Below are 18276 nucleotides of genomic sequence, written 5' to 3'. Positions count from 1 at the left end.
ATCGTTTCGCATTGTTTAATGTCCCGCCTTGCCGGCCGTGGCTGGGAACAGCCGCAGGGTTTCCTTGCTTTTACCGCGACGCAGCACCACCGTGTTTTCGCCAACGCTGACGACCACCGCATCGCCGATTTTAGCGCCGGGTCGCACCACTTCACCATTGATGACGGCAATGCGGCGCCCGCCTGCCTCGCGCGACACGAGAATCGATTGCAGTTGCAGCGCGGCCGGCTCGGACGGGTCCGGCGCCACCGCGGCGCCGCCCGGCGTGGCCAGCACGGCGGGCGGCTGCGTCGGGTCGCCCAGCGCTTGCGCGGACGCGGCGCCGGCGGCTGACAGCAATGCCGCCAGCATCAGTGCGGATGGGGAACGCAGCATGCGCATTACAAAGCTATCCATTTCTGGTCCAGGCTCAACGTATATAAGGTCAATGACAGCGTGGCTTTCGGGTACTGCTGCGCATTCAGCGTGGCCTTGCCCCAGAACAGTTGTTCCGGCATGGCTTCCAGTGCCTGCATGTACGCCACCATATCGAGGTAGCTGCCTTCGACGACAATTTGCACGCCGTGCCGGTACAGCAGTTCTTCCTGCTTGACGGGGGGCGTTGCGGTGGCGGCGGCCTGGCCCTGGGCGCCGGCGGGCGCGGGAGCAGGCGGCATCAACGACAAGCCGGGCATCGGCGCCGGGCCGGGAGCCGGTCCTGCGACAGGTTCCGGCTCGGCGAATTTGCCGTCGCTCATGCCGCGCGCAGGCAAGGTCTTCAGCGATACGAGTTTCAGGCGGCTGTTGCCCAGCAATTGCTGCAACAGCGCGCCCATGCGTTCAGGGGCCACCAGGCCTTTTTGCATGGTGCGCAGCGCATCGCGCATGCGCTGGTTATCCAGTGTCAGCTGGGCCAGGCGCTGTTTGGCGTCCTTGTCCGGATCGTTCAATGCCGCCAGTTCGCGTTGCACCACTTCCAGGCTCATGGCCGACATCGCATTGCGCTGCTGCATAACCTGGCTTTTCAACGCTTTTTCACGCGCCAGCGCCGGCTCGATCATCAGCGTGTTAATGATGAACACGATCGCGGCCAGCACCGCGCCGCCCACCATCAACCGCTCGCGCATGCTGATGGCGTCGAATTTGGCCGACCATTGTTTCCACTGCTGTTTCATTTCGCCCCCGCTTTTGCCGGCGCGCCGTTTTCCTGATGCGCCTGCAAGCTGAATTCCACCACCGCCGGTCCCGCGGCAGCGGCCGCAGCAGCAGTGGAGGCGGCCGGAGCGGCTGCGGCGGGCTGGCCGGCCTGGTTCATTTCCAGCTGGCCAAACGCCTTGCCTTTCAAGACCGGTTCGTGCGCCAGCCCGTTCAGGTAACCGGGCAACAGCCCCGCCTGCAAGGCCCTCCCCTGCAAGCCGATTTCATGGCCGGCGCCGACGATCTGCACGCCGGTCAGCCACAAGCCCTGCACGCGCGAGCGGGCAAAGGCACTGAAGTAAGCCGAATACCCGCGCGTATTGCCCAACTCGCCTTTTTCCAGGATGTTCGACACTTCCTGCAACGCGCGGTTGTCATATTCCGCCTGCGCCAGCTGCACCGCCACCTGCGGATCCTTTTGCGCGGGCGCCTTGCTGGCCGACGCTTTCTGCTGCTGCTCCACTTCGTTCATCTGGCGCTGCACCTTGTCCGCCTCGGCCTGCGCCACCACTACGCGCTGCCTGGCCACCATGGCAAACGCCAGCGCACCGGCCAGCGTCACCACGGCCAACGCAGCCAGCGCGTTCAAGGTCACATAGTTGGTCTTCTTGCGGAAGCGCGGGTTATACAGGTTGATTTGCTGGCTCAAGACACGCGCTCCTCATCCCGCAGCGCGGCGCCCAGGGTCATGAAATAGCGGGCCTGCTGCGCCGGGTCCTTGAGTTCCGGCACCTTGTCGAGGTCGAGCACGGTGTCGAGGTCCAGCGTTTCCACCGGCAGGTACAAATTGCTCTTCAAATAGCTGAACAAATTGCTGCCGCCGGTCGGCGCCAGGATCAGCTTGGACACGGCGACGAAATGGAACTGGCGCTCGAAGTGGTCCAGCGAGCGCTGCAATTCCAGCGTGATACGGTCGTAGTGCTGCTGCTTCTTGTCGTCATCGTCGCCCAGCAGTTGCGTCAGCGTGACGTCCATGCGGCGCGCCAGGTACAGTTCGCCGCAAAACGACACGGTCAGCAAGCCGCCATCGAGGTCGAACGACAGCATGGCGACACCCCGTCCTTCGGGTTCCAGCAAGGCCGAGATATTCCGCTGGGCCATTTCCGGGATATCGATGGCGGACAGGCGAACTTTGCCGACCGTGAATAAATTCTGGTGGGGTTCGATGACGGAATTGCGCGCCGCCACGGCAAACACTTGTTTAGTGGGCACCGTCGCATTTTTCGCGGGGGGCACGTGCACCACGTCGACCGTGGCTTCCGCCACGGGGAAGTCGATCATGTCTTTCAGGCGCCAGGTCACGGCCGTCTTCAATTCCTCGGCCGGCACGTTCGGCGCCTCGATCATCAGCAACTGGTATTCGCCCAGGCCCAGCAGGCTGGAGCAGCGGTACTGGTCGGTTTGCATGTCCTTGTGCACGCGCGCCAGGATCGGGCCGGCAAGCTGTTTTTCGCCGGGATAAAACAACGCAGCCAGCACGGCGGGTTTCGCATCGCGGCGGCGCTGCACCACGGCAGCCAGCACGCCGTCCGCATACAGCGCCACGGCCAGCCAGCCATCCTTCTTTTTAGTTTTTCCCCAAAAACCCATGCACCCTGTCTCGTCGATAACGCCACGTCATACAAAAGATGCGCAAAGGCGCGCAGTCGCTTGATTATATTCAAGAATCAGTGCCTTTCAGGAGCAAATTCGCTAACTGAGGGGAAAATCGCCCCGTTTTTTGTCCAGCACGAGACAAAAACTTGTGGTACCGGCCATATTGGCCACGGCAAGGGCACGATTGCGGCTGTCAACTTGACATATTCCTCTCCAGCATGATCTGATGCATGCATCCTCCGATTGCCCGTTTCATCACACCCATGAATCAAACTTTGCAGGTCGAGTCCGGCCCTCGCCGCCTGTTGACGACCCTGCAGGCGTTCATGCTGTGCGTCTGGATGTTGATGGCGCCGCCTGGCCGTGCCGTCACCACGACGACCACCTATACGCTTCCTGCCGCGCTGACGTCCTCCCCTTTCAACTGCACGCTGACCAGTGGCACTTATGTGTGCGGGTCGATCAACCTCGACAAGGATGCCGAACTGAAGCTGACGTCCGATGTCGACATCTGGGTCAAGAATGGCAGCTTCACGTCGCAGAAAAACCTCACCACCAACAACGGGGGCCATACACTGTCGCTGTCCGTCGACTCGTATGTCACCATGCAAAAAGACACGGACATCGACATGAATATCACGGCCAGCGGGTCCGTATCCTTTGCCAAGAACGCCAGGATCGACGGCAATATCACGTCCAGCAGCAACATCACTTTTGCCAAGGATTCCACTGTCAACGGCAACGTGACTGCCAGCGGCAACCTGACGGGCGCCAAGAATGTCATCATCAATGGTTCCTGCATCGTGGCGGGGACCAAGAGCAGCATCACCTGCACGGGCGGCTCGGCCGCGCTGCACCATGTGCGCGTCACGACCACCGGCACAACCACCGCTTGCGGGACGACGCCGGTCACCATCACTGCGTGTAATTCGGCCGACAGCAACGGCACCTGCACCCCCTATACGGGTGGCATCAGCGGTACGCTGAACGCCGATGCGCTGGACGACAGCGACTTGGTCAGCGTGGGGTTCAGCATTTCATCGGGCAACAGTTCCGTCACGGTGTCGCTACCCACCATTTCGACGCCGCAAACGGCGTCGCTGAGCTTCTCCAGCCTCAGCAAGACCGCCAGCACCCAGGGCACGTGCTGGAACGGCAGCAGCGCCAGTTGCGACCTCGAGGTCGGCAGTTGTGGCGCGCACCATGTGCGCCTCAACCACGCCGGCAGCGGCGTCACCTGCATCCCTGCCACCGTCACCATCAATGCCTGCAGTGGCGCCGATACCAGCGGCACCTGCATCGCCAGCACAGCCGGCATGACGGGCACCTTGGTCACCACAAAGGCGGACGGCAGCCAGCAAACCAACAGCTTCATGATCCCCGCCGGTTCCAGCTCCGTTACCCAGGATGTTTCGGTGACGACATCGCAAACCGTCACCTTCGGCACGACCAGCTTGTCGCCAGGAACCACGTCAACCACGACCTGCTGGAATGGCTCCACCGCCGACTGCACGTATTTTTTCGACACGGCGGCGCTGGTGCTGACGGCGCCCGACCATACGGCGGCCTCGCAGCAATCCGTCGACGTCAGGGCTGTCAAACAGTCCGATACCAGCATGGCTTGTACCTCAGCGCTGGCGAATGGCGATTATTCCGTCGAGTTCGGCTGCTCGTACAACAACCCCAGCACCGGCACGCAAGGCCCGACCATCAGCAGCGGCAACACCAGCCGTACGATGGCCTGTTCCGGCAGCACCAGTTCAGCCAACGCGCTGACCCTGACATTTTCAAGCGGTAAGGCGTCGCTCAACCTGTCGTATCCCGATGCCGGCCAGGTCACCCTGCTGGCCAAATATTCGGGCAGCGGATTGTTATTGACGGGCAGCGATCCGTTTGTTGCCGCGCCCGCCAAGTTCGTCATTTCCAATGTCACATCAGGCAATAAAAAAGCGGGCAATACGTTCAGCGCGACGGTACAGGCCGTGAACAATGCCGGCGCAGTCACGCCCAATTTCGGGCGGGAATCCACACCTTACATACCCATCCTCGCCATCGCCAAGTGCCAGCCCACGTTTACCGGCTCCGTGACCGGTGTGCTGACGGACGGCGCGACCAGCACTTACAGTGGCACCGCCTATACCTATACCTTCGACAAACTGACTTACTCGGAAGTGGGCACCGCGGATTTAACCGCCAGCCTGGCGTACGGCAGCAATGGCAGTGCGGTTTCTTACTATCTGAATGTCTCGCCATTGGCAGTGACGGGAACCACGCAAACCGGCGCGGCGTGCGGCGCGGTCGGCCCGTTTACGCCAGCCTACTTTGAAACGTCGCTGGCCAGCACCTTGAAATATACATATTCCGGTCAACCCATCACCAGCGTCATCATCACGCCAAAGAACGCATACGGCGCTACCACGGTCAACTATACCGGTGTGCCATCCACCAATACCTTCGCGAAAGCCGTGACCCTGACCGCGCTGGACGCAACCGGCACGGCAATAGCCAGCACCGTTGGCAGCGTGACCGCCGGCGGCGCGGTCGCGGCGTCGTCCTTCACCCAATCCACCGCGAATGCCACCGTAACAGTGACCGCGACCGCGACTCCAACCTTCAGCTTCGCGGCCGTGACCGGCGGCGTCAACGGTACCAAGCCTGCACCGCAAACCGTGACCATCCGCGCCACCGATACCGATGGCGTCAGTTCCGCCGGGCATACGCAGGCATCCGTGCCGATCCGACTGGGTCGCTTGCGCCTGTTTAACACTTACGGCACTTCGCTGACTTCGCTGAAAATGCCGGTACAGGCGGAATACTGGAATGGCACCGTGTGGGTCGTCAACGGCGACGACTCGACCACGTCGATTCCAGCCGGTTCCATCGGCTTCCCCAGCGGCGGTACCGTGTCGGCATCCTATACCGGCTCGGCCGTTAAGATGAGTTTGGGCAAAGGCACGATCACGATTACGTCCGGCTCCAACGCCAAGGGCTATACCGACGTAACGACGCACCTTGGCGCCGCGCTGGGCGCCGCCAATGCGTGTCCCAGCAACGCCACCAGGATCAGCGGCGCCAACCTCGCCGGCCTGCGCTCGTATCACGGCTGTGACAAGACCGGCGCCACCAGCGGCGCCTATGATTACGATCCGACCGCGCGCGCCAACTTCGGCCTCCAGTCGCAGGAAACCAAGGGCGTGGTGCATGTGCGCGAGGTGTTCAATTGAAGTGGCGAGACCACGGCTACACAATGGTGGAGCTGATCGTCGTGATGGTGGTGCTGGGCATCATCTCGGCCATCGCCATTCCCCGCCTGATGGGCAACGACATGGCCGGTCCCGCCTTCCGCGCGGAAGTGGTCAGCGCGCTGCGCTATGCGCAGAAGACGGCCGTCAGCCATCGCCGGCTCGTGTGCGCCACGGTGACATCCGGTGCGGTCACCCTGTCCATCGCGTCGGCAAGCGGCGCCGCTGCATGCAACACCCCCCTGTCGCTGCCGGATGGCAGCGACAGCTATTCCAGCAAGGACAGCGCCGTTACAGCGACTGCCACCACGCTGTATTTCCAGCCTGCCGGGACCATCACCAGCGATGGCGCAGGTACGGCAACGACGGCGGGGTCCATTGCGATAACGGGATTGACGTCGATTGCCATCCAGGGAGCGACCGGCTATGTGGAATAAGCGGCAAAGGGGGACGACCCTGGTGGAACTGATTATCGCCATGGTGATTATCGGCGTCGCCGTGGCAGGCGTACTGCAAGTGTTTAACGTAACGACAATCGCCAGCGCCGATCCCATCGTGCAGAAACAATTACGAGTGGTGGCGGAAGGCATGATGGATGAAATCCAGCGGCAACCGTTTGCGGCGTCGACGAACACCGCGTCGGTTGGCTGCGCGCGCAACACATTCAATGACGTGATGGACTACAACGGCTACAGCCCAGGCATGATCTGTCTGGTTACTGGCGACCAGGTGATGGAACTGGCGGGGATGACCATTTCCGTTACCGTTGCAGCGGATACCAATAATACGCTCGGCCTCGGCACCAGCGATGCATATGTCATCACAGTAAAGACAGCAAGAGGCAACAACTCATTTACTCTGACCGGTTGGCGCGCAAATTATGCCAAGGGAGTCGCGATATGAAGCGCCCCCATGGCTTCACGCTGGTTGAGTTAATTGTCGTGATGGTCATTATCGGCGTCCTGGCGGGCAGTATCACGATATATTTCGGCCCCGCGATCCAGAACTTCCTTGATGTGAGGCGGCGCGCCAACCTAACGGACCTGGCCGACGGCGCCGTGCGGACAATGACGCGCGATATCCGTTCCGCAGTCTCGAACTCCATCCATACGCCGGACACTTCATGCTTTGAACTGGTTCCCACCTCGGCGGGTGGACGTTACCGCGCAGCTCCCGACACAGGCTACGATGCGACACACGCTGCCAACACCACCAAGTGGGTCAACACCATGACAACCACCACGCAGTTTGACGTCCTCTCGCAATTAACAACAGCACCTGCAGTGGGCGATTTCGTCGTGATCAACAACCAGGATTCGACCAACGTCTACACCCCGGTGAACAGCACATCACGCAGCACCATTACCGGCGTGGCCGTCCTGCCTGCGACTGACAACATAGGGACATATCGCCTCGACATCAACGCATTGAGAGTGGACGTCGGTTATGACAATGCGCGCTTCGTCATCGTGCCCGCTGCGCAACAGGCCGTCTTCTACGTCTGCTCCGGGGCGAATGGCATCGACTCGAATGGCGACGGCAAAGGAACGCTGTACCGCTTCAGCGGCTATGGTTTCAGCATCAACAATACCTGCCCCACGCCTGGCGCAAATACCCCTATCGTGGCCACAAAAATACAGTCATGCACTTTCGTCTACGACCCTAACTCCAACAACAGTGGTTTGAACACTGGGTATATGCAAATTAAATTGCAACTGACGGAGAGTAATCAATCGGTACAAATCGTCGTTGGCACACATACAGATAACACGCCATGACCATCACCAGAAAACACACCGCCGGATTCGCCTACATCGCCGCCGTGGTACTGCTGGTAGTGCTGGCCACACTCGGCATTACCGTCAGCCGGCTGTCCAATACCCAGCAAATCACAGCGGCGGAAGATGCCATGCAAGCCTATGCATTACAGGCGGCGCGCGCCGGGACGGACTGGGGGCTATATCAGGCGCTGCAAAATGCGGCATGCGCTGGTACCACAACATTGCCGCTGAGCGGCAGCAGTGGCGGGTTTAACGTGACCGTGACATGTAACATCGACCAGCGCAACGAAGGTGTGCAGTCAGATGGCGTGAACGTACGGGCCATCAATATTTATACGATTACGGCAACTGCGTGCAATTCAGCCAGCTGCCCCGATGATACGGCCGCCACCAAATCTGGGTACGTGGAGCGGAAACGCGTGGTCACGTTGTGTGCAACCGGTGTACAGGCACCGTGTTGACTACGCAAAAGGAGTTCATCCCGGTACTGTTCAGAATTCGCAATTGGCGTTGTAACGCTAGCCTAAGCAGAACAGTACTGCGCTACTCTGTAGTGACGGCCTGTGGATTTCGCGGCTCAGCAGTCCTCAACGACACCAGGATGCGCAAAAAGAAAAACCCGGCTTAAAAAGCCGGGTTTTAGCTTGGGTTAACTAGTTATTTGCAGTTCGTTGACGTCAAACCGCTCACCGTAACGGATCCATTAGATTCGTCATACGTGATTTTGCAGGAAGCGTGCCCCGTATCAGATGCAATATCTGTAGTGGTAGTACCAGCAGTCACCGAGAAATCGGTGCTCGATATACCGGAAGCAGTTGCGATCGTAGCTGCCGTTACAAAACCAGTAGAATTCACTCCAACCGACGTACCTTCAACTGTATATGTTGCCGCAGCATTGGTTCCACCCGCCAGCCATTTCCCACGATATAACGCCGAAGCTGCCGCAACACTAGCTTTCGCACCATTCATCTTCGCCAGTCGTGCATCGCCACTCATATCCGCAAACTTTGGCAACGCTGTCGCAGCCAGAATGCCCAAAATCACGATCACAACGATCAGTTCAATCAGGGTGAAGCCTGCTTGGGCAGTACGACGCAGCGAACCCGTTTGTTTCATATGCATTTATCAATTCTCCGAGGTGTCAGAAAGGGTGTGTGACGAGCAGGATGCAAGTATGAGTGAATCATTTATCCTGAGTCAACTTGAACCAAGGTGACGCCCGGCTCAGCCTGGGACGGTTCAACCTGCTTGGCGGTATTCGTGGGCAAGCGGTTGAATTCTACCTTGAAAAACCAGCGTTCAAATGAATCCCCTAGAAAACTTTTTTTACTGCTGAACATATATACAAGTTTATGTTCCGAAACGTCAAAATACCAGCTGCCAGGAGTCAGGTTTTCCTTTGTCGATTTAGCAATTTCACCCCGATAGTTTGCAGGAAAAGTTTGCAACCAAGTCATGGGGTTTTCCCTCGTCAACGCCACCAAGTCGAGTCGCGTTCCCGCCACCATTGCTTGATACTGCTTCCCAACCAAGGCTAGGCGCATATGTCCCACTAATCGTTGCACCGCCGCCTGTTCAGCTTTTCCCTGATAGTAGTAAATACTTTCAAGTATGGTCCCCAGCAAAACACTAAAAACTATGATCACAATGATCAGTTCCAGCAACGTAATACCAGACTGACGATTGTGTTGCGCTCGAACCACACGTGTTTTACATTGTCTCATCAGTGCATTGCCGCCTTGCCAAGACTCCAGATGGGCACAAAAATTCCCAGCGCCAGCACCAGCACCATCGCGCCAAGGAACGTGATCATGATCGGCTCGATCTGGGCCGACAGGGTTTTCAATTCGTAATCGACTTCCCGCTCATACATGGCGGCAATCTCATCCATTAAGTCATCCAGCGAACCGGACTCTTCCCCCACCGCGATCATTTGCAGCACGATGGGTGTAAAAATGCCGGCGGCAACGGACGTACGAAGAATGCTGTCGCCCCGTTCCACACTGTCACGCATGGTTTCGATCCGCTTGCTCAAATGCGCGTTATCCACCGTCTGGGACACGACCGTCAACGCATGCACGATAGGCACGCCACTCTTGCTCGACAGTGCAAAACTGCGGGCAAAGCGCGCCATGGTGGCCTTATGAATGATCTTTCCCGCAACAGGAAACTTCAATTTATAGCGGTCCCATTTCAGCAACCCTTCCGTGGTTTTAGTCCACGCTTTGAATCCGAAGAATCCGCCGATGGCGCCCGCCAGCAGCATGTACCAGTAATCAATGGTAAATCGGGACGTGGCAATCAAAATCCGCGTCATCAGCGGTAATTCCGCTTTAAAACTTTCAAATACTTTAACGAATTGCGGAATCACAAACACGTTCACGACAATCATCGCCAGTACCATCGCGATAATCACGAAGGTCGGATAGCGGGTCGCGCTTTTCACGCGGTTTTTCATGTCCCGTTCGAACTCCAGGTGGTCGAACAGGCGCAGCATGACTTCATCGAGGCGCCCCGTCATTTCCCCCACCCGCACCATCGACAAATAAAAGTTGTCAAATACGGTGGGATGCTTGGTCATCGCGGCGGACAATTCGCGGCCCGCGTCCAGCGATTCGCGCAAATCCGCGATCACGCGGCCAAACGATTTGCTGATGGCCGATTCCTGCAGCCCCGCCAGCCCCTTCATGATCGGCACGCCGGACTTCAGCAACGTATACAACTGGCGGCTGAACAGCTGCACATCCATCGACGTCGGCTTCTTTTCCGTCAGCCTGGCGACCCAGTCTTCGCTTTCACCCTTGCCCGCAGCCGCCTTGGCCGCCCGCGTCGGCGTAATCGACACCGGCGTCACCCCGGACCCCATCAACTGGCTGGCCACCGCATTTTCATCGGCCGCCTCCACCACGCCCTGCATCAGTTCCCCGCTGTTGCTGCGGCCTTTATAGGCATAAAACGGCACGGGTTATTCCTCGATCTGGTTACTGATGCGCATCGCTTCGGAAATCGTCGTGCGGCCCTGGATCACCAGGTGCACCGCGTGGCGGCGCAGGGTCTCGCCCCGCATCGTCGCGTGCGCGACCTTCAGGAAGTGGTTCGGATCGGGATCGTTGGAGGCGTCCACCACCGCCTGCGTCACTTCCAGCAATTCATAGACGCCGGTCCGGCCGCGGTATCCCATGCCGTTGCAATGTGAGCAGCCTTTGCCGTGGAAGTAGCGGGCCATGTTGACCTTGTCTTTCAACTCCAGTTTCAGCCATTCGAATTCGGTCGGGGTCGGCGTGTACTGCGTGTTACAACTTTCACAGATCACGCGCACCAGGCGCTGCGCCAGCACCGCCTGCAGCGCGCTGCCCACCATGTAGCGCGGCACGCCCATGTCCATCAACCGCAGCGGCGTGCTGGCGGCATCGTTGGTGTGCAGGGTCGACAGCACCAGGTGACCCGTCATCGCGGCCCGCAAGCCGATTTGCGCGGTTTCCTGGTCCCGCATCTCGCCCACCAGCACGATGTCCGGGTCTTGCCGCAGCGCGGCGCGCAGCACGCGTGCAAAATTGAGCTCGATCTTGTCGTTGACCTGCACCTGGTTGATGCCGGCCAGCCGGTATTCGACCGGGTCTTCCACGGTAATGAGTTTCTTTTCAACGGAATTCAGTTCGGCCAGCGCGCTGTACAACGTGGTGGTCTTGCCCGAACCGGTCGGCCCCGTCACCAGCACCAGGCCGTTGGGGCGCTGCACGATGGACCGGAAGCGATCCACCATGGCGCGCGGCATGCCGATCGCGTCCAGCTTCAGGTTGATATTCCCCTGGTTCAGCAAACGCATGACCACCGATTCGCCGTACTGGGTCGGCATGGTGGAAATACGGACGTCGATCCGCTGGTTTTTTACCCGCACCACAAAGCGGCCGTCTTGCGGCAAGCGCTTTTCCGAGATGTCGAGGTCCGACATCAGTTTCAAACGCAGCGCCAGCGCCGGCGCAATCTTGATATCGGCTTCCGTTTGCAAGTGCAGCACGCCGTCGATGCGGAAGCGGATTTGCAGCCGGGTTTCCTGCGGCTCGATATGGATGTCGGAAGCCCGCACCTGCGTGGCGTCGTCAAACACCGATTGCAGCAGCTTGACGATGGGCGCTTCTTCCAGCCCTGGGTTCGCGGCCAGCGCGCCGAAGTCGATCGACACGTCGCCCAGGTCTTGCTCCAGCTCGCGCGCCAGGTCGGAAATGTCTTCCGTGCGGCGATAGGTGCGGTCGATGACACCCAGCACTTCGGTCTCATTGACCACCGCCAGCTCGATGCTCTGCTTGACGAGACGGGCGATCTCGTCATACGCGAACAGGTCGGTCGGATCGGAGATCCCGATCAGCAGCGAACCGCGCCGGTCTTCCAGCACGATCGCGCGGAAGCGGCGCGCCTGCGTTTCCGGCAGCATGCGCACCAGCTCGGGATTGATGTTGTAGAACTTGAGGTTGATGTACGGGATGTTCAGCTGGCGCGCCAGCGCGCCGGAAATCTGTTCTTCCGTGACGAAGCCGCTGTCGATGAACACGCGGCCGAGCTTGCGGCCGCTGCGCTTTTGTTCGGCCAGCGCCTGCCCCAGTTGCTCTTCCGTCAGCAGCTTTTGCTGCACGAGGATTTCGCCTAATCGGACCTTTTCCGGCCTAGCCATAAACCATCTCCATATTTACCACACATTTCGTCGCGGCCATTGTATGTCAGAAGGTATCATTTCTCCGAATATATATGCCTGCCGCTGGCCCTCGCAGTACGATATTTGCTACAGTGGTGGCCATCGTTGCCGCCTTCCGTATGATCTTGTCGACCAGCCCACAACCCGCCATCCGTTTTACCCGCGTCGCCAAGCGCCACGGCGGGCGCGACGTGCTGCGCGGCGTGACCCTGGACGTACGGGCCGGCGAACTGCTTGGCCTGGTGGGCGTCAACGGCGCCGGCAAAACCACGCTGCTGCGCTGCCTGCTGGATTTTTGTGCAGCCGATGAAGGCGAGATCGCCCTGTTCGGCATTGACAGCCGCGAGAGCCGCGCCCGCGCGCCGCTGGCATTCCTGCCGGAGCGCTTCGAGCCGCCGCCCTTCCTGACGGGCGAGGAATTCCTCGCCTATGTGCTGCAACTGCAAGGCCAGCGCTACGATGAAAGGCGCGCCCTCGACACGCTGGCCGCGCTGGACCTGGCCCCGTCCGCCCTGCCCCAACGGGTGCGCGAGTATTCGAAGGGGATGACGCAAAAGCTGGGGCTGGCCGCCGCATTGATTGCCGACAAGCAACTATACGTCCTCGATGAGCCGTGCAGCGGCCTTGACCCGAAAGCGCACGCGCTGTTCAACAACCGGATGCGGCACTTGCGGGAACAGGGCCGCACGGTTTTGCTGACCTCGCACGCGCTGGCCGATATCGACGCGCTGTGCGACCGCCTCGCCATCCTGCATGACGGCAGCCTGCAATTTGTCGGCACGCCCGATGCGTGCCGCCGCCACTACGGCGCCGCGACCCTGGAACAGGCGTTCATGGCCAGTATTCAATGCAGCCAATGAGGACCATGGAACAGCCCGGCTATCTTGCCCACTTCCGCCTGCGCAGCGCGCCGTTTGGCACCGCGCCCGATGCCGCGCTGTTCTACGCGGAAGGCGCGCGCCGCGAATTGCTGGGCGCCCTCGCCTACGCGGTCACGCATGGCGACGGCATCGTCAAGATCACGGGCGACGCGGGCAGCGGCATGACCCTGCTGTGCCACGCGCTGGCCCGGCAACTGGCGGGCCAGGCCGTGATCATCCATATGGAACCGGGCAGCCTGGGGCCGCTGGGCGTGATCCACGCCACCGCGCTGGCGCTGGGGCTGAACCCGGACGGCAAACGCAGCGATGAAGTCTTGCGCGAACTGCAAAGCCATTTGGCGGCCATGCGCGCGGGCGGCCGTCACGCCGTGCTGATGGCGGACCACGCGGACTTGCTGCCATCAGAAGCGCTGGAAGAAATCCGCCTGCTGACCAACCTCGATGACACCGATGGCAAGCTGCTGCAAATCGTGCTGCTGGGCCAGCACGCGTTGAACGCAAGCCTGCGGCAACACGCGATGCGCCAGTTCCGCGAACGCATCACGCTGAGCTTCGTGATGCCGCAACTGGCGGCGGACGACGTGCCGGCGCTGCTGGCGCACCGCTTGCACGCGGCGGGTTACGACGGCCTCGACATGTTTGCATCCGATGCCGTGCGCATGCTGGCATCCACGGCCAAAGGCGACCTGCGGCGCCTGATCCAGTTGGCCGACCAGACCTTGGCCGCAGCCGCCAGCGAAGGCGCCGTGTCGGTATCGGTACGCCACGTGCAGGCCGCGATCCGTGGACGCCTGCCGGCCCTGAAGCCGCGCGGCAACGTGCGGCCCGTGGTCATCGGGTCGATCACGGTCATCGCGGCCATCGGTATCGGCGCGGTGGTGCTGTTGCAGCAGGCGCAGCGCCGCCCTGCCGCCGCATCGCTGCCCATGCATACCGGCGTCATCAAGTCTGCCGCGCCGATGGCGCTGGCCACTGCGGGTACCACGGGCACTGCCACCACCAATCCACAGAGCACCCCGGCGATTGCTGCATCAACGGCACCATCGGCGCCGGCATCGGCCACCGCATTGCCAACTACGTCATCCGCTGACGCGCGGCCTGATGCGGCAAACGCGAACGCCGTCGCGGACAAGCAGCCCCCCACGGCAAGCCTGCTGCAACAAACCCTCAAGGCCGGCAAGACGTGGCTGCGCGACGAGCCGGACACGCATTTCAGCATCAAGATCGAAGACTTCGCCGCCAGCGACACCGCGCGCGCGGAAGCATTCCTCAACGACGTGCGCAACGTGGTCGGCATCGGCGACGTGCATGCCTATCCCACGCTGAATAAAGGCGAACCTCGCATCGGCATTGCCTACGGCAGCTACGGCACCGAGCAGCAAGCCCTCAAAGCCATGGCCGCATTGAATGGCCGCTGGCGCTATGCGCCGAAGATCCGCAATATCGGCGCCATCCGCGCCGCTGTGGCGCGCGCAACAAAAACTCAGCCGCGCGCTCTGCAATAGCGAAATCCGTTACGCTGTATCCACTCGCGAACCGAGCCAGGTTCGCGTTCGATGTTCCTCGCATGCTGACTGCGGAAAGGGCTACGACGATGAACACATTCCCCGTCCTGACTGCGGATCGCGCCACGATCCGTGCCTTTGAAATCGAATACCCTTATATCACCACGCGCGCGCTGGCCCGCCTGCTGGCGGCAACCGATGGCGTATCGGACATCCACCGCCGCCGCCTGTCGGGCGATGTCAAACTCGTGTTCAATTTTCACGCACAGCCATACGTTGTGTGGGAACCCCGGGACGGCGACGGGCGCTACCGCATCGCGCCTGAAAATGAAGAAGCGTTTGGCGCCGAAGTGTCCACGCTGCGCGCAACCTTTGAACGCTATCGCCCGCCGATCCTGCGCGCACTGTATGGCAGCTTCGTGACATCCTGGCTGTTTACCCACCGTTCCAAAAAACGCTCCGGCCGTCGTACCTACATGGTGCGGACCCGCTGACGGACCTGCCGCCCCCGCTCCGGCAACCACGCCATCCCGGCGCACGATATTGCGCAAAAACAATGTCAAAAAGAAATCGTGCGCCACTGTTGGTACTTTTAATAGATGATGTGCGAATAATTTCATAAACACAACATTTCTTGAGCTTGCCAGCTGGGGCGCCGCCATGAAGAAACAATTTGCCGCACCCTTGATACCGGTGGCATGCGCACTGCTGTCTGCTTGCGCCACACCGCAATTCCCGCTGTCGTCCACCCATATAGGCGGCGAACCGCCCCTTGCCGGGACCATACCGGAACCAGTGCGCCAGAGCGCGCAATTGCCGCCGCCGCGGCCGACGCCGAAAGTGGAAACGTACAGTGTCACCGTGCACAAAGTGCCGGTGCAATCGATGCTGTTTGCGCTGGCGCGCGATGCCGGCCTGAACGTTGACATCCATCCCGGTATCGAGGGCACCGTCACCCTCAACGCATTGGACCAGACCTTGCCTCAGTTATTGCACCGCATTTCCCGCCAAGTGGACATGCGCTATGAAATCGCCGGCAGCACGCTGATCGTGCAGCCGGATACGCCCGAGTGGCGCAACTATAAAATCGACTACGTGAATATCGCGCGCAGCACCAACAGCAGCGTGAATATCGCCACGCAGATTTCCACCACGGGCGGCGGTTCCAACACCAATGCCAGCAATCCCGTGGCCGGCGCCGTTGCGCAGTCCGGCGCCACGCAGGCGCAATCGACCGGATCCGGCAACAACAATTCCACCACGTCGGTGTCGAACCGCTCGGACAATAACTTCTGGTACAACATCGAAAAAAACATCCGGGATATGCTGCGCGCCTCGACCTTGCAGGACGCGCAGCAAGACCCGCTGGCAGCGCTAGCCCAGGCACAGGCGCAATCGCCATCGCAGTCACCAGGCGCGCCAATGCAGCCGGTGTCCATGCCGGGCGGCGCGGCGCTGCCGATGGCGGCGCCACCCATGCTGCAGGATGCGCCACTGTCGACCGCACCGCCGCCCTCCGGCCGCAACCGCAACCGCTACGATCCATCCATCGTCGTGAATGCCGAAGGCGGGTTGATCGGCGTGCGCGCCACCGCGCGCCAGCATGAAAAAATCCAGGAATTCCTCGACCTCGTACTGGCCAGCGTCAAGCGGCAAGTGCTGATCGAAGCCACCATCATCGAAGTGCGCCTGGGCGACCAGTACCAGCAAGGGATCAACTGGTCGCGCCTGGGCGGCCGCCTGACTGCCACGCAGGGCAGGATCGGCACCGAACCGTTGCCGTCGGGCGTGCTGCCCAATACCTCGCCCGGCATGTTCCTCCTCAATTACGTCAATCCGGGCAACCTGTCCGCCACGATCCAGTTGCTGGAATCGTTCGGCAAAGTCAAGGTGCTGTCCAGCCCCAAGATCAGCGTCCTGAATAACCAGACCGCCATGCTGAAAGTCGTCGATAACAACGTATTTTTTACGATCAAGGTGACTCCCGCCGTGCTGAACTCGACCGGCACGGTGACCGCGCCCGCCACCTATGAATCCAGCCTGCAAACCGTGCCGGTCGGCTTTGTCATGAGCGTCACGCCGCAAATTGCCGACACCGACGAAGTCACCCTCAACGTGCGCCCGACCATCACGCGCATCGTCGGCTACGTGCAGGACCCGAACCCTGCGCTGGCCGCCGGCAACGTGATTTCCCGCGTGCCCGTGATCCAGGCGCGCGAACTGGAATCGGTCATGAAGGTCAGCAGCGGCCAGGTGGCCGTCATGGGCGGCCTGATGCAGGATTCCGTCGACAATAACAAGGATGGCGTGCCGCTGCTGAGCGCCCTGCCGGTGGTGGGCAACCTGTTCTCGTACCGTAATGAAAACGCCGTCAAGACCGAACTGGTGATCTTCATGCGGCCCGTGGTGGTCAAGGACGCCAGCATGAACGGCGACTACCGCGACTTCCGCTACCTGCTGCCGGCGCCAGGCGCCGGGCCGGAAGCGCCCTACGGGAACAACACGGGAAACGCGGCGGGCGACGCCACGGCGGAGATCGCGCGGAGGGGGCTATGAGTTTGCTGATGCAGGCGCTGAAAAAGGCCGAACGCAACAAACTCGATGCGCTGCCCGACGATGACGACCTGGCCTTGCCTTCCGAATCCTTCGACGTGGTGGCGCTGACGCCGGACGACGTGCTGTCCGGACGCGTGCCGCCCGCGCCGGACGGACCGGCGTTTTCCCTGGAACCACTGGAACCGCTGGCTTACGAATCCGGCGAGCCGGCTGGCGGTGTCAGCGAACAGGTGCCGGCGCTGGAACCGGCCATTCCCGCACCGCACGATCCGACGCCGCCGCAATCGCGCCGGCAGGCGGCGCCCGCCGCGCAGCACGGCGTATCGTACGAGCCCCCGTTACAGACGCTGCCGCCGTTGCCCGATATCCCGGGGGGGCCGGACCTGCCCGCCTTGCCGGACATGGCGCTGGCATTGGTGCCGCACGAGCCGGACACCAGTTCCCTGTCCGCCACGCCTGCCGCGCCGTTACGCAATTTCGAAGAAACAGTCATGCAGGCGGCGCAGCATGACGCGGCGCCCGACCCTTATCGCGAAGCGCACGACGCTTACGGCAGCGCCAGTGCGGATGCCGTCGCAATTCATCCGGATGCGGCGCGGACCGGAACCCACGCAGGCATAGCCCTGGCAGCTCCCGTCACCGCAAAGGCGGCGACGCCACCGGATCACGATGACGCGTCGCTTGCGGCCCGGTCACCCCGGTCTGCACGGCCGGGCGAGTCCGTCCAACCGGCACATCCGGCGCCTGCAGCGCCGCCGCGCCCGCACGCGGAACCCGGCCCTCCGCCGCGCGCAAGCGCGACGGCAAACCCAGGCGCCGGTGGCAACGCGCGCGGCACGGCTGCGCGCG

The 18276-nt window shown here is 61.2% G+C and carries 17 protein-coding genes and 1 pseudogene; 10 read left to right on the top strand and 8 right to left on the bottom strand.

Translation table 11 applies throughout. From position 1 onward, the window contains the following. Window positions 1-15: 15 nt before the first annotated feature. The 4 genes from GJ700_RS07115 to GJ700_RS07100 are packed head-to-tail and all read right to left on the bottom strand — an operon-like array spanning window position 16 to window position 2766. Entirely contained in the window at window positions 16-396 is a 381-nt protein-coding gene (locus GJ700_RS07115) for an MSHA biogenesis protein MshK (RefSeq protein ID WP_229506857.1), read from the bottom strand. After that, entirely contained in the window at window positions 381-1154 is a 774-nt protein-coding gene (locus GJ700_RS07110; RefSeq protein ID WP_154372073.1) for a type II secretion system protein M, read from the bottom strand. The genes GJ700_RS07115 and GJ700_RS07110 overlap by 16 nt, the downstream gene beginning before the upstream one ends. Continuing rightward, window positions 1151-1825: an MSHA biogenesis protein MshA gene (locus GJ700_RS07105; protein ID WP_154372071.1), complete on the bottom strand. Its 675-nt coding sequence runs from the start codon at window positions 1823-1825 to the stop codon at window positions 1151-1153. Before GJ700_RS07105 ends, GJ700_RS07110 begins: the two co-directional genes overlap by 4 nt. Further along, window positions 1822-2766, bottom strand: coding sequence for a type IV pilus biogenesis protein PilM (locus GJ700_RS07100; RefSeq protein ID WP_154372068.1), 945 nt, complete (start codon window positions 2764-2766; stop codon window positions 1822-1824). Before GJ700_RS07100 ends, GJ700_RS07105 begins: the two co-directional genes overlap by 4 nt. Window positions 2767-3035: 269 nt before the next feature. On the opposite strand from GJ700_RS07100, the gene GJ700_RS07095 reads away from it, so the two are divergent. From GJ700_RS07095 to GJ700_RS07075, 5 genes are read left to right on the top strand one after another with little or no spacing between them, the layout of a single operon-like run. Continuing rightward, window positions 3036-5996 carry a DUF6701 domain-containing protein gene (locus GJ700_RS07095; RefSeq protein ID WP_154372066.1) on the top strand — a complete coding sequence of 987 codons (2961 nt, stop codon included), beginning with the start codon at window positions 3036-3038 and terminating at the stop codon, window positions 5994-5996. Further along, the gene (locus tag GJ700_RS07090) at window positions 5993-6451 is read left to right on the top strand and encodes a GspH/FimT family pseudopilin (RefSeq protein WP_154372064.1); all 459 of its coding nucleotides are present in this window, start codon (window positions 5993-5995) and stop codon (window positions 6449-6451) included. Before GJ700_RS07095 ends, GJ700_RS07090 begins: the two co-directional genes overlap by 4 nt. Beyond that, window positions 6441-6917, top strand: coding sequence for a prepilin-type N-terminal cleavage/methylation domain-containing protein (locus tag GJ700_RS07085; protein WP_154372063.1), 477 nt, complete (start codon window positions 6441-6443; stop codon window positions 6915-6917). The genes GJ700_RS07090 and GJ700_RS07085 overlap by 11 nt, the downstream gene beginning before the upstream one ends. After that, window positions 6914-7792 carry a type II secretion system protein gene (locus tag GJ700_RS07080; protein ID WP_154372060.1) on the top strand — a complete coding sequence of 293 codons (879 nt, stop codon included), beginning with the start codon at window positions 6914-6916 and terminating at the stop codon, window positions 7790-7792. Before GJ700_RS07085 ends, GJ700_RS07080 begins: the two co-directional genes overlap by 4 nt. Further along, window positions 7789-8256 carry an MSHA biogenesis protein MshP gene (locus GJ700_RS07075; RefSeq protein WP_154372058.1) on the top strand — a complete coding sequence of 156 codons (468 nt, stop codon included), beginning with the start codon at window positions 7789-7791 and terminating at the stop codon, window positions 8254-8256. Before GJ700_RS07080 ends, GJ700_RS07075 begins: the two co-directional genes overlap by 4 nt. Before the next feature lie 196 nt (window positions 8257-8452). On the opposite strand, the gene GJ700_RS36045 is transcribed toward GJ700_RS07075, so the two are convergent. The 4 genes from GJ700_RS36045 to GJ700_RS07055 form a co-directional block, all read right to left on the bottom strand. Next, window positions 8453-8917 (bottom strand): prepilin-type N-terminal cleavage/methylation domain-containing protein, encoded by a 465-nt coding sequence (locus GJ700_RS36045; RefSeq protein ID WP_308700658.1) that lies wholly within the window; start codon window positions 8915-8917, stop codon window positions 8453-8455. Between the two features lie 65 nt (window positions 8918-8982). Then, window positions 8983-9519 carry a type II secretion system protein gene (locus tag GJ700_RS07065; protein WP_154372056.1) on the bottom strand — a complete coding sequence of 179 codons (537 nt, stop codon included), beginning with the start codon at window positions 9517-9519 and terminating at the stop codon, window positions 8983-8985. Continuing rightward, window positions 9519-10757, bottom strand: a complete 1239-nt coding sequence (locus GJ700_RS07060) for a type II secretion system F family protein (protein ID WP_371867863.1) — start codon at window positions 10755-10757, stop codon at window positions 9519-9521. Before GJ700_RS07060 ends, GJ700_RS07065 begins: the two co-directional genes overlap by 1 nt. Before the next feature lie 3 nt (window positions 10758-10760). Continuing rightward, window positions 10761-12464, bottom strand: coding sequence for a GspE/PulE family protein (locus GJ700_RS07055; RefSeq protein ID WP_154372054.1), 1704 nt, complete (start codon window positions 12462-12464; stop codon window positions 10761-10763). Between the two features lie 140 nt (window positions 12465-12604). Here GJ700_RS07055 and GJ700_RS07050 point away from each other — a divergent pair, with 140 nt between their 5' ends. From GJ700_RS07050 to GJ700_RS07030, 5 genes and pseudogenes are all read left to right on the top strand, one after another. After that, window positions 12605-13345 carry an ABC transporter ATP-binding protein gene (locus tag GJ700_RS07050; RefSeq protein WP_154372052.1) on the top strand — a complete coding sequence of 247 codons (741 nt, stop codon included), beginning with the start codon at window positions 12605-12607 and terminating at the stop codon, window positions 13343-13345. A 5-nt stretch (window positions 13346-13350) separates the two neighbouring features. Continuing rightward, entirely contained in the window at window positions 13351-14871 is a 1521-nt protein-coding gene (locus tag GJ700_RS07045) for an ExeA family protein (RefSeq protein ID WP_195763806.1), read from the top strand. An 89-nt stretch (window positions 14872-14960) separates the two neighbouring features. Then, window positions 14961-15365, top strand: a complete 405-nt coding sequence (locus GJ700_RS07040) for a hypothetical protein (RefSeq protein ID WP_154372048.1) — start codon at window positions 14961-14963, stop codon at window positions 15363-15365. 166 nt (window positions 15366-15531) lie between these two features. Next, window positions 15532-17427, top strand: a complete 1896-nt coding sequence (locus GJ700_RS07035; protein WP_154372046.1) for a pilus (MSHA type) biogenesis protein MshL — start codon at window positions 15532-15534, stop codon at window positions 17425-17427. After that, window positions 17424-18276 (top strand): annotated as a pseudogene (locus GJ700_RS07030) (hypothetical protein); the annotation flags it as partial. The gene GJ700_RS07035 and the pseudogene GJ700_RS07030, both read left to right, overlap by 4 nt.

Source organism: Pseudoduganella rivuli (genome assembly GCF_009674485.1).
GTDB lineage: Bacteria > Pseudomonadota > Gammaproteobacteria > Burkholderiales > Burkholderiaceae_D > Rugamonas > Rugamonas rivuli_B.
This window is presented reverse-complemented; position numbering and strand designations above follow the sequence as displayed.

What these genes read in the sequence shown, in the direction of transcription:
- GJ700_RS07035 (WP_154372046.1), top strand. Translation starts at nt 15,532, where the DNA reads ATGAAGAAACAATTTGCCGCACCCTTGATACCGGTGGCATGCGCACTG.
- GJ700_RS07045 (WP_195763806.1), top strand. Translation starts at nt 13,351, where the DNA reads ATGGAACAGCCCGGCTATCTTGCCCACTTCCGCCTGCGCAGCGCGCCG.
- GJ700_RS07095 (WP_154372066.1), top strand. Translation starts at nt 3,036, where the DNA reads ATGAATCAAACTTTGCAGGTCGAGTCCGGCCCTCGCCGCCTGTTGACG.
- GJ700_RS07040 (WP_154372048.1), top strand. Translation starts at nt 14,961, where the DNA reads ATGAACACATTCCCCGTCCTGACTGCGGATCGCGCCACGATCCGTGCC.
- GJ700_RS07075 (WP_154372058.1), top strand. Translation starts at nt 7,789, where the DNA reads ATGACCATCACCAGAAAACACACCGCCGGATTCGCCTACATCGCCGCC.
- GJ700_RS07085 (WP_154372063.1), top strand. Translation starts at nt 6,441, where the DNA reads ATGTGGAATAAGCGGCAAAGGGGGACGACCCTGGTGGAACTGATTATC.
- GJ700_RS07050 (WP_154372052.1), top strand. Translation starts at nt 12,605, where the DNA reads ATGATCTTGTCGACCAGCCCACAACCCGCCATCCGTTTTACCCGCGTC.
- GJ700_RS07065 (WP_154372056.1), bottom strand. Translation starts at nt 9,519, where the DNA reads ATGAGACAATGTAAAACACGTGTGGTTCGAGCGCAACACAATCGTCAG.
- GJ700_RS07055 (WP_154372054.1), bottom strand. Translation starts at nt 12,464, where the DNA reads ATGGCTAGGCCGGAAAAGGTCCGATTAGGCGAAATCCTCGTGCAGCAA.
- GJ700_RS36045 (WP_308700658.1), bottom strand. Translation starts at nt 8,917, where the DNA reads ATGCATATGAAACAAACGGGTTCGCTGCGTCGTACTGCCCAAGCAGGC.
- GJ700_RS07115 (WP_229506857.1), bottom strand. Translation starts at nt 396, where the DNA reads ATGGATAGCTTTGTAATGCGCATGCTGCGTTCCCCATCCGCACTGATG.
- GJ700_RS07110 (WP_154372073.1), bottom strand. Translation starts at nt 1,154, where the DNA reads ATGAAACAGCAGTGGAAACAATGGTCGGCCAAATTCGACGCCATCAGC.
- GJ700_RS07100 (WP_154372068.1), bottom strand. Translation starts at nt 2,766, where the DNA reads ATGGGTTTTTGGGGAAAAACTAAAAAGAAGGATGGCTGGCTGGCCGTG.
- GJ700_RS07080 (WP_154372060.1), top strand. Translation starts at nt 6,914, where the DNA reads ATGAAGCGCCCCCATGGCTTCACGCTGGTTGAGTTAATTGTCGTGATG.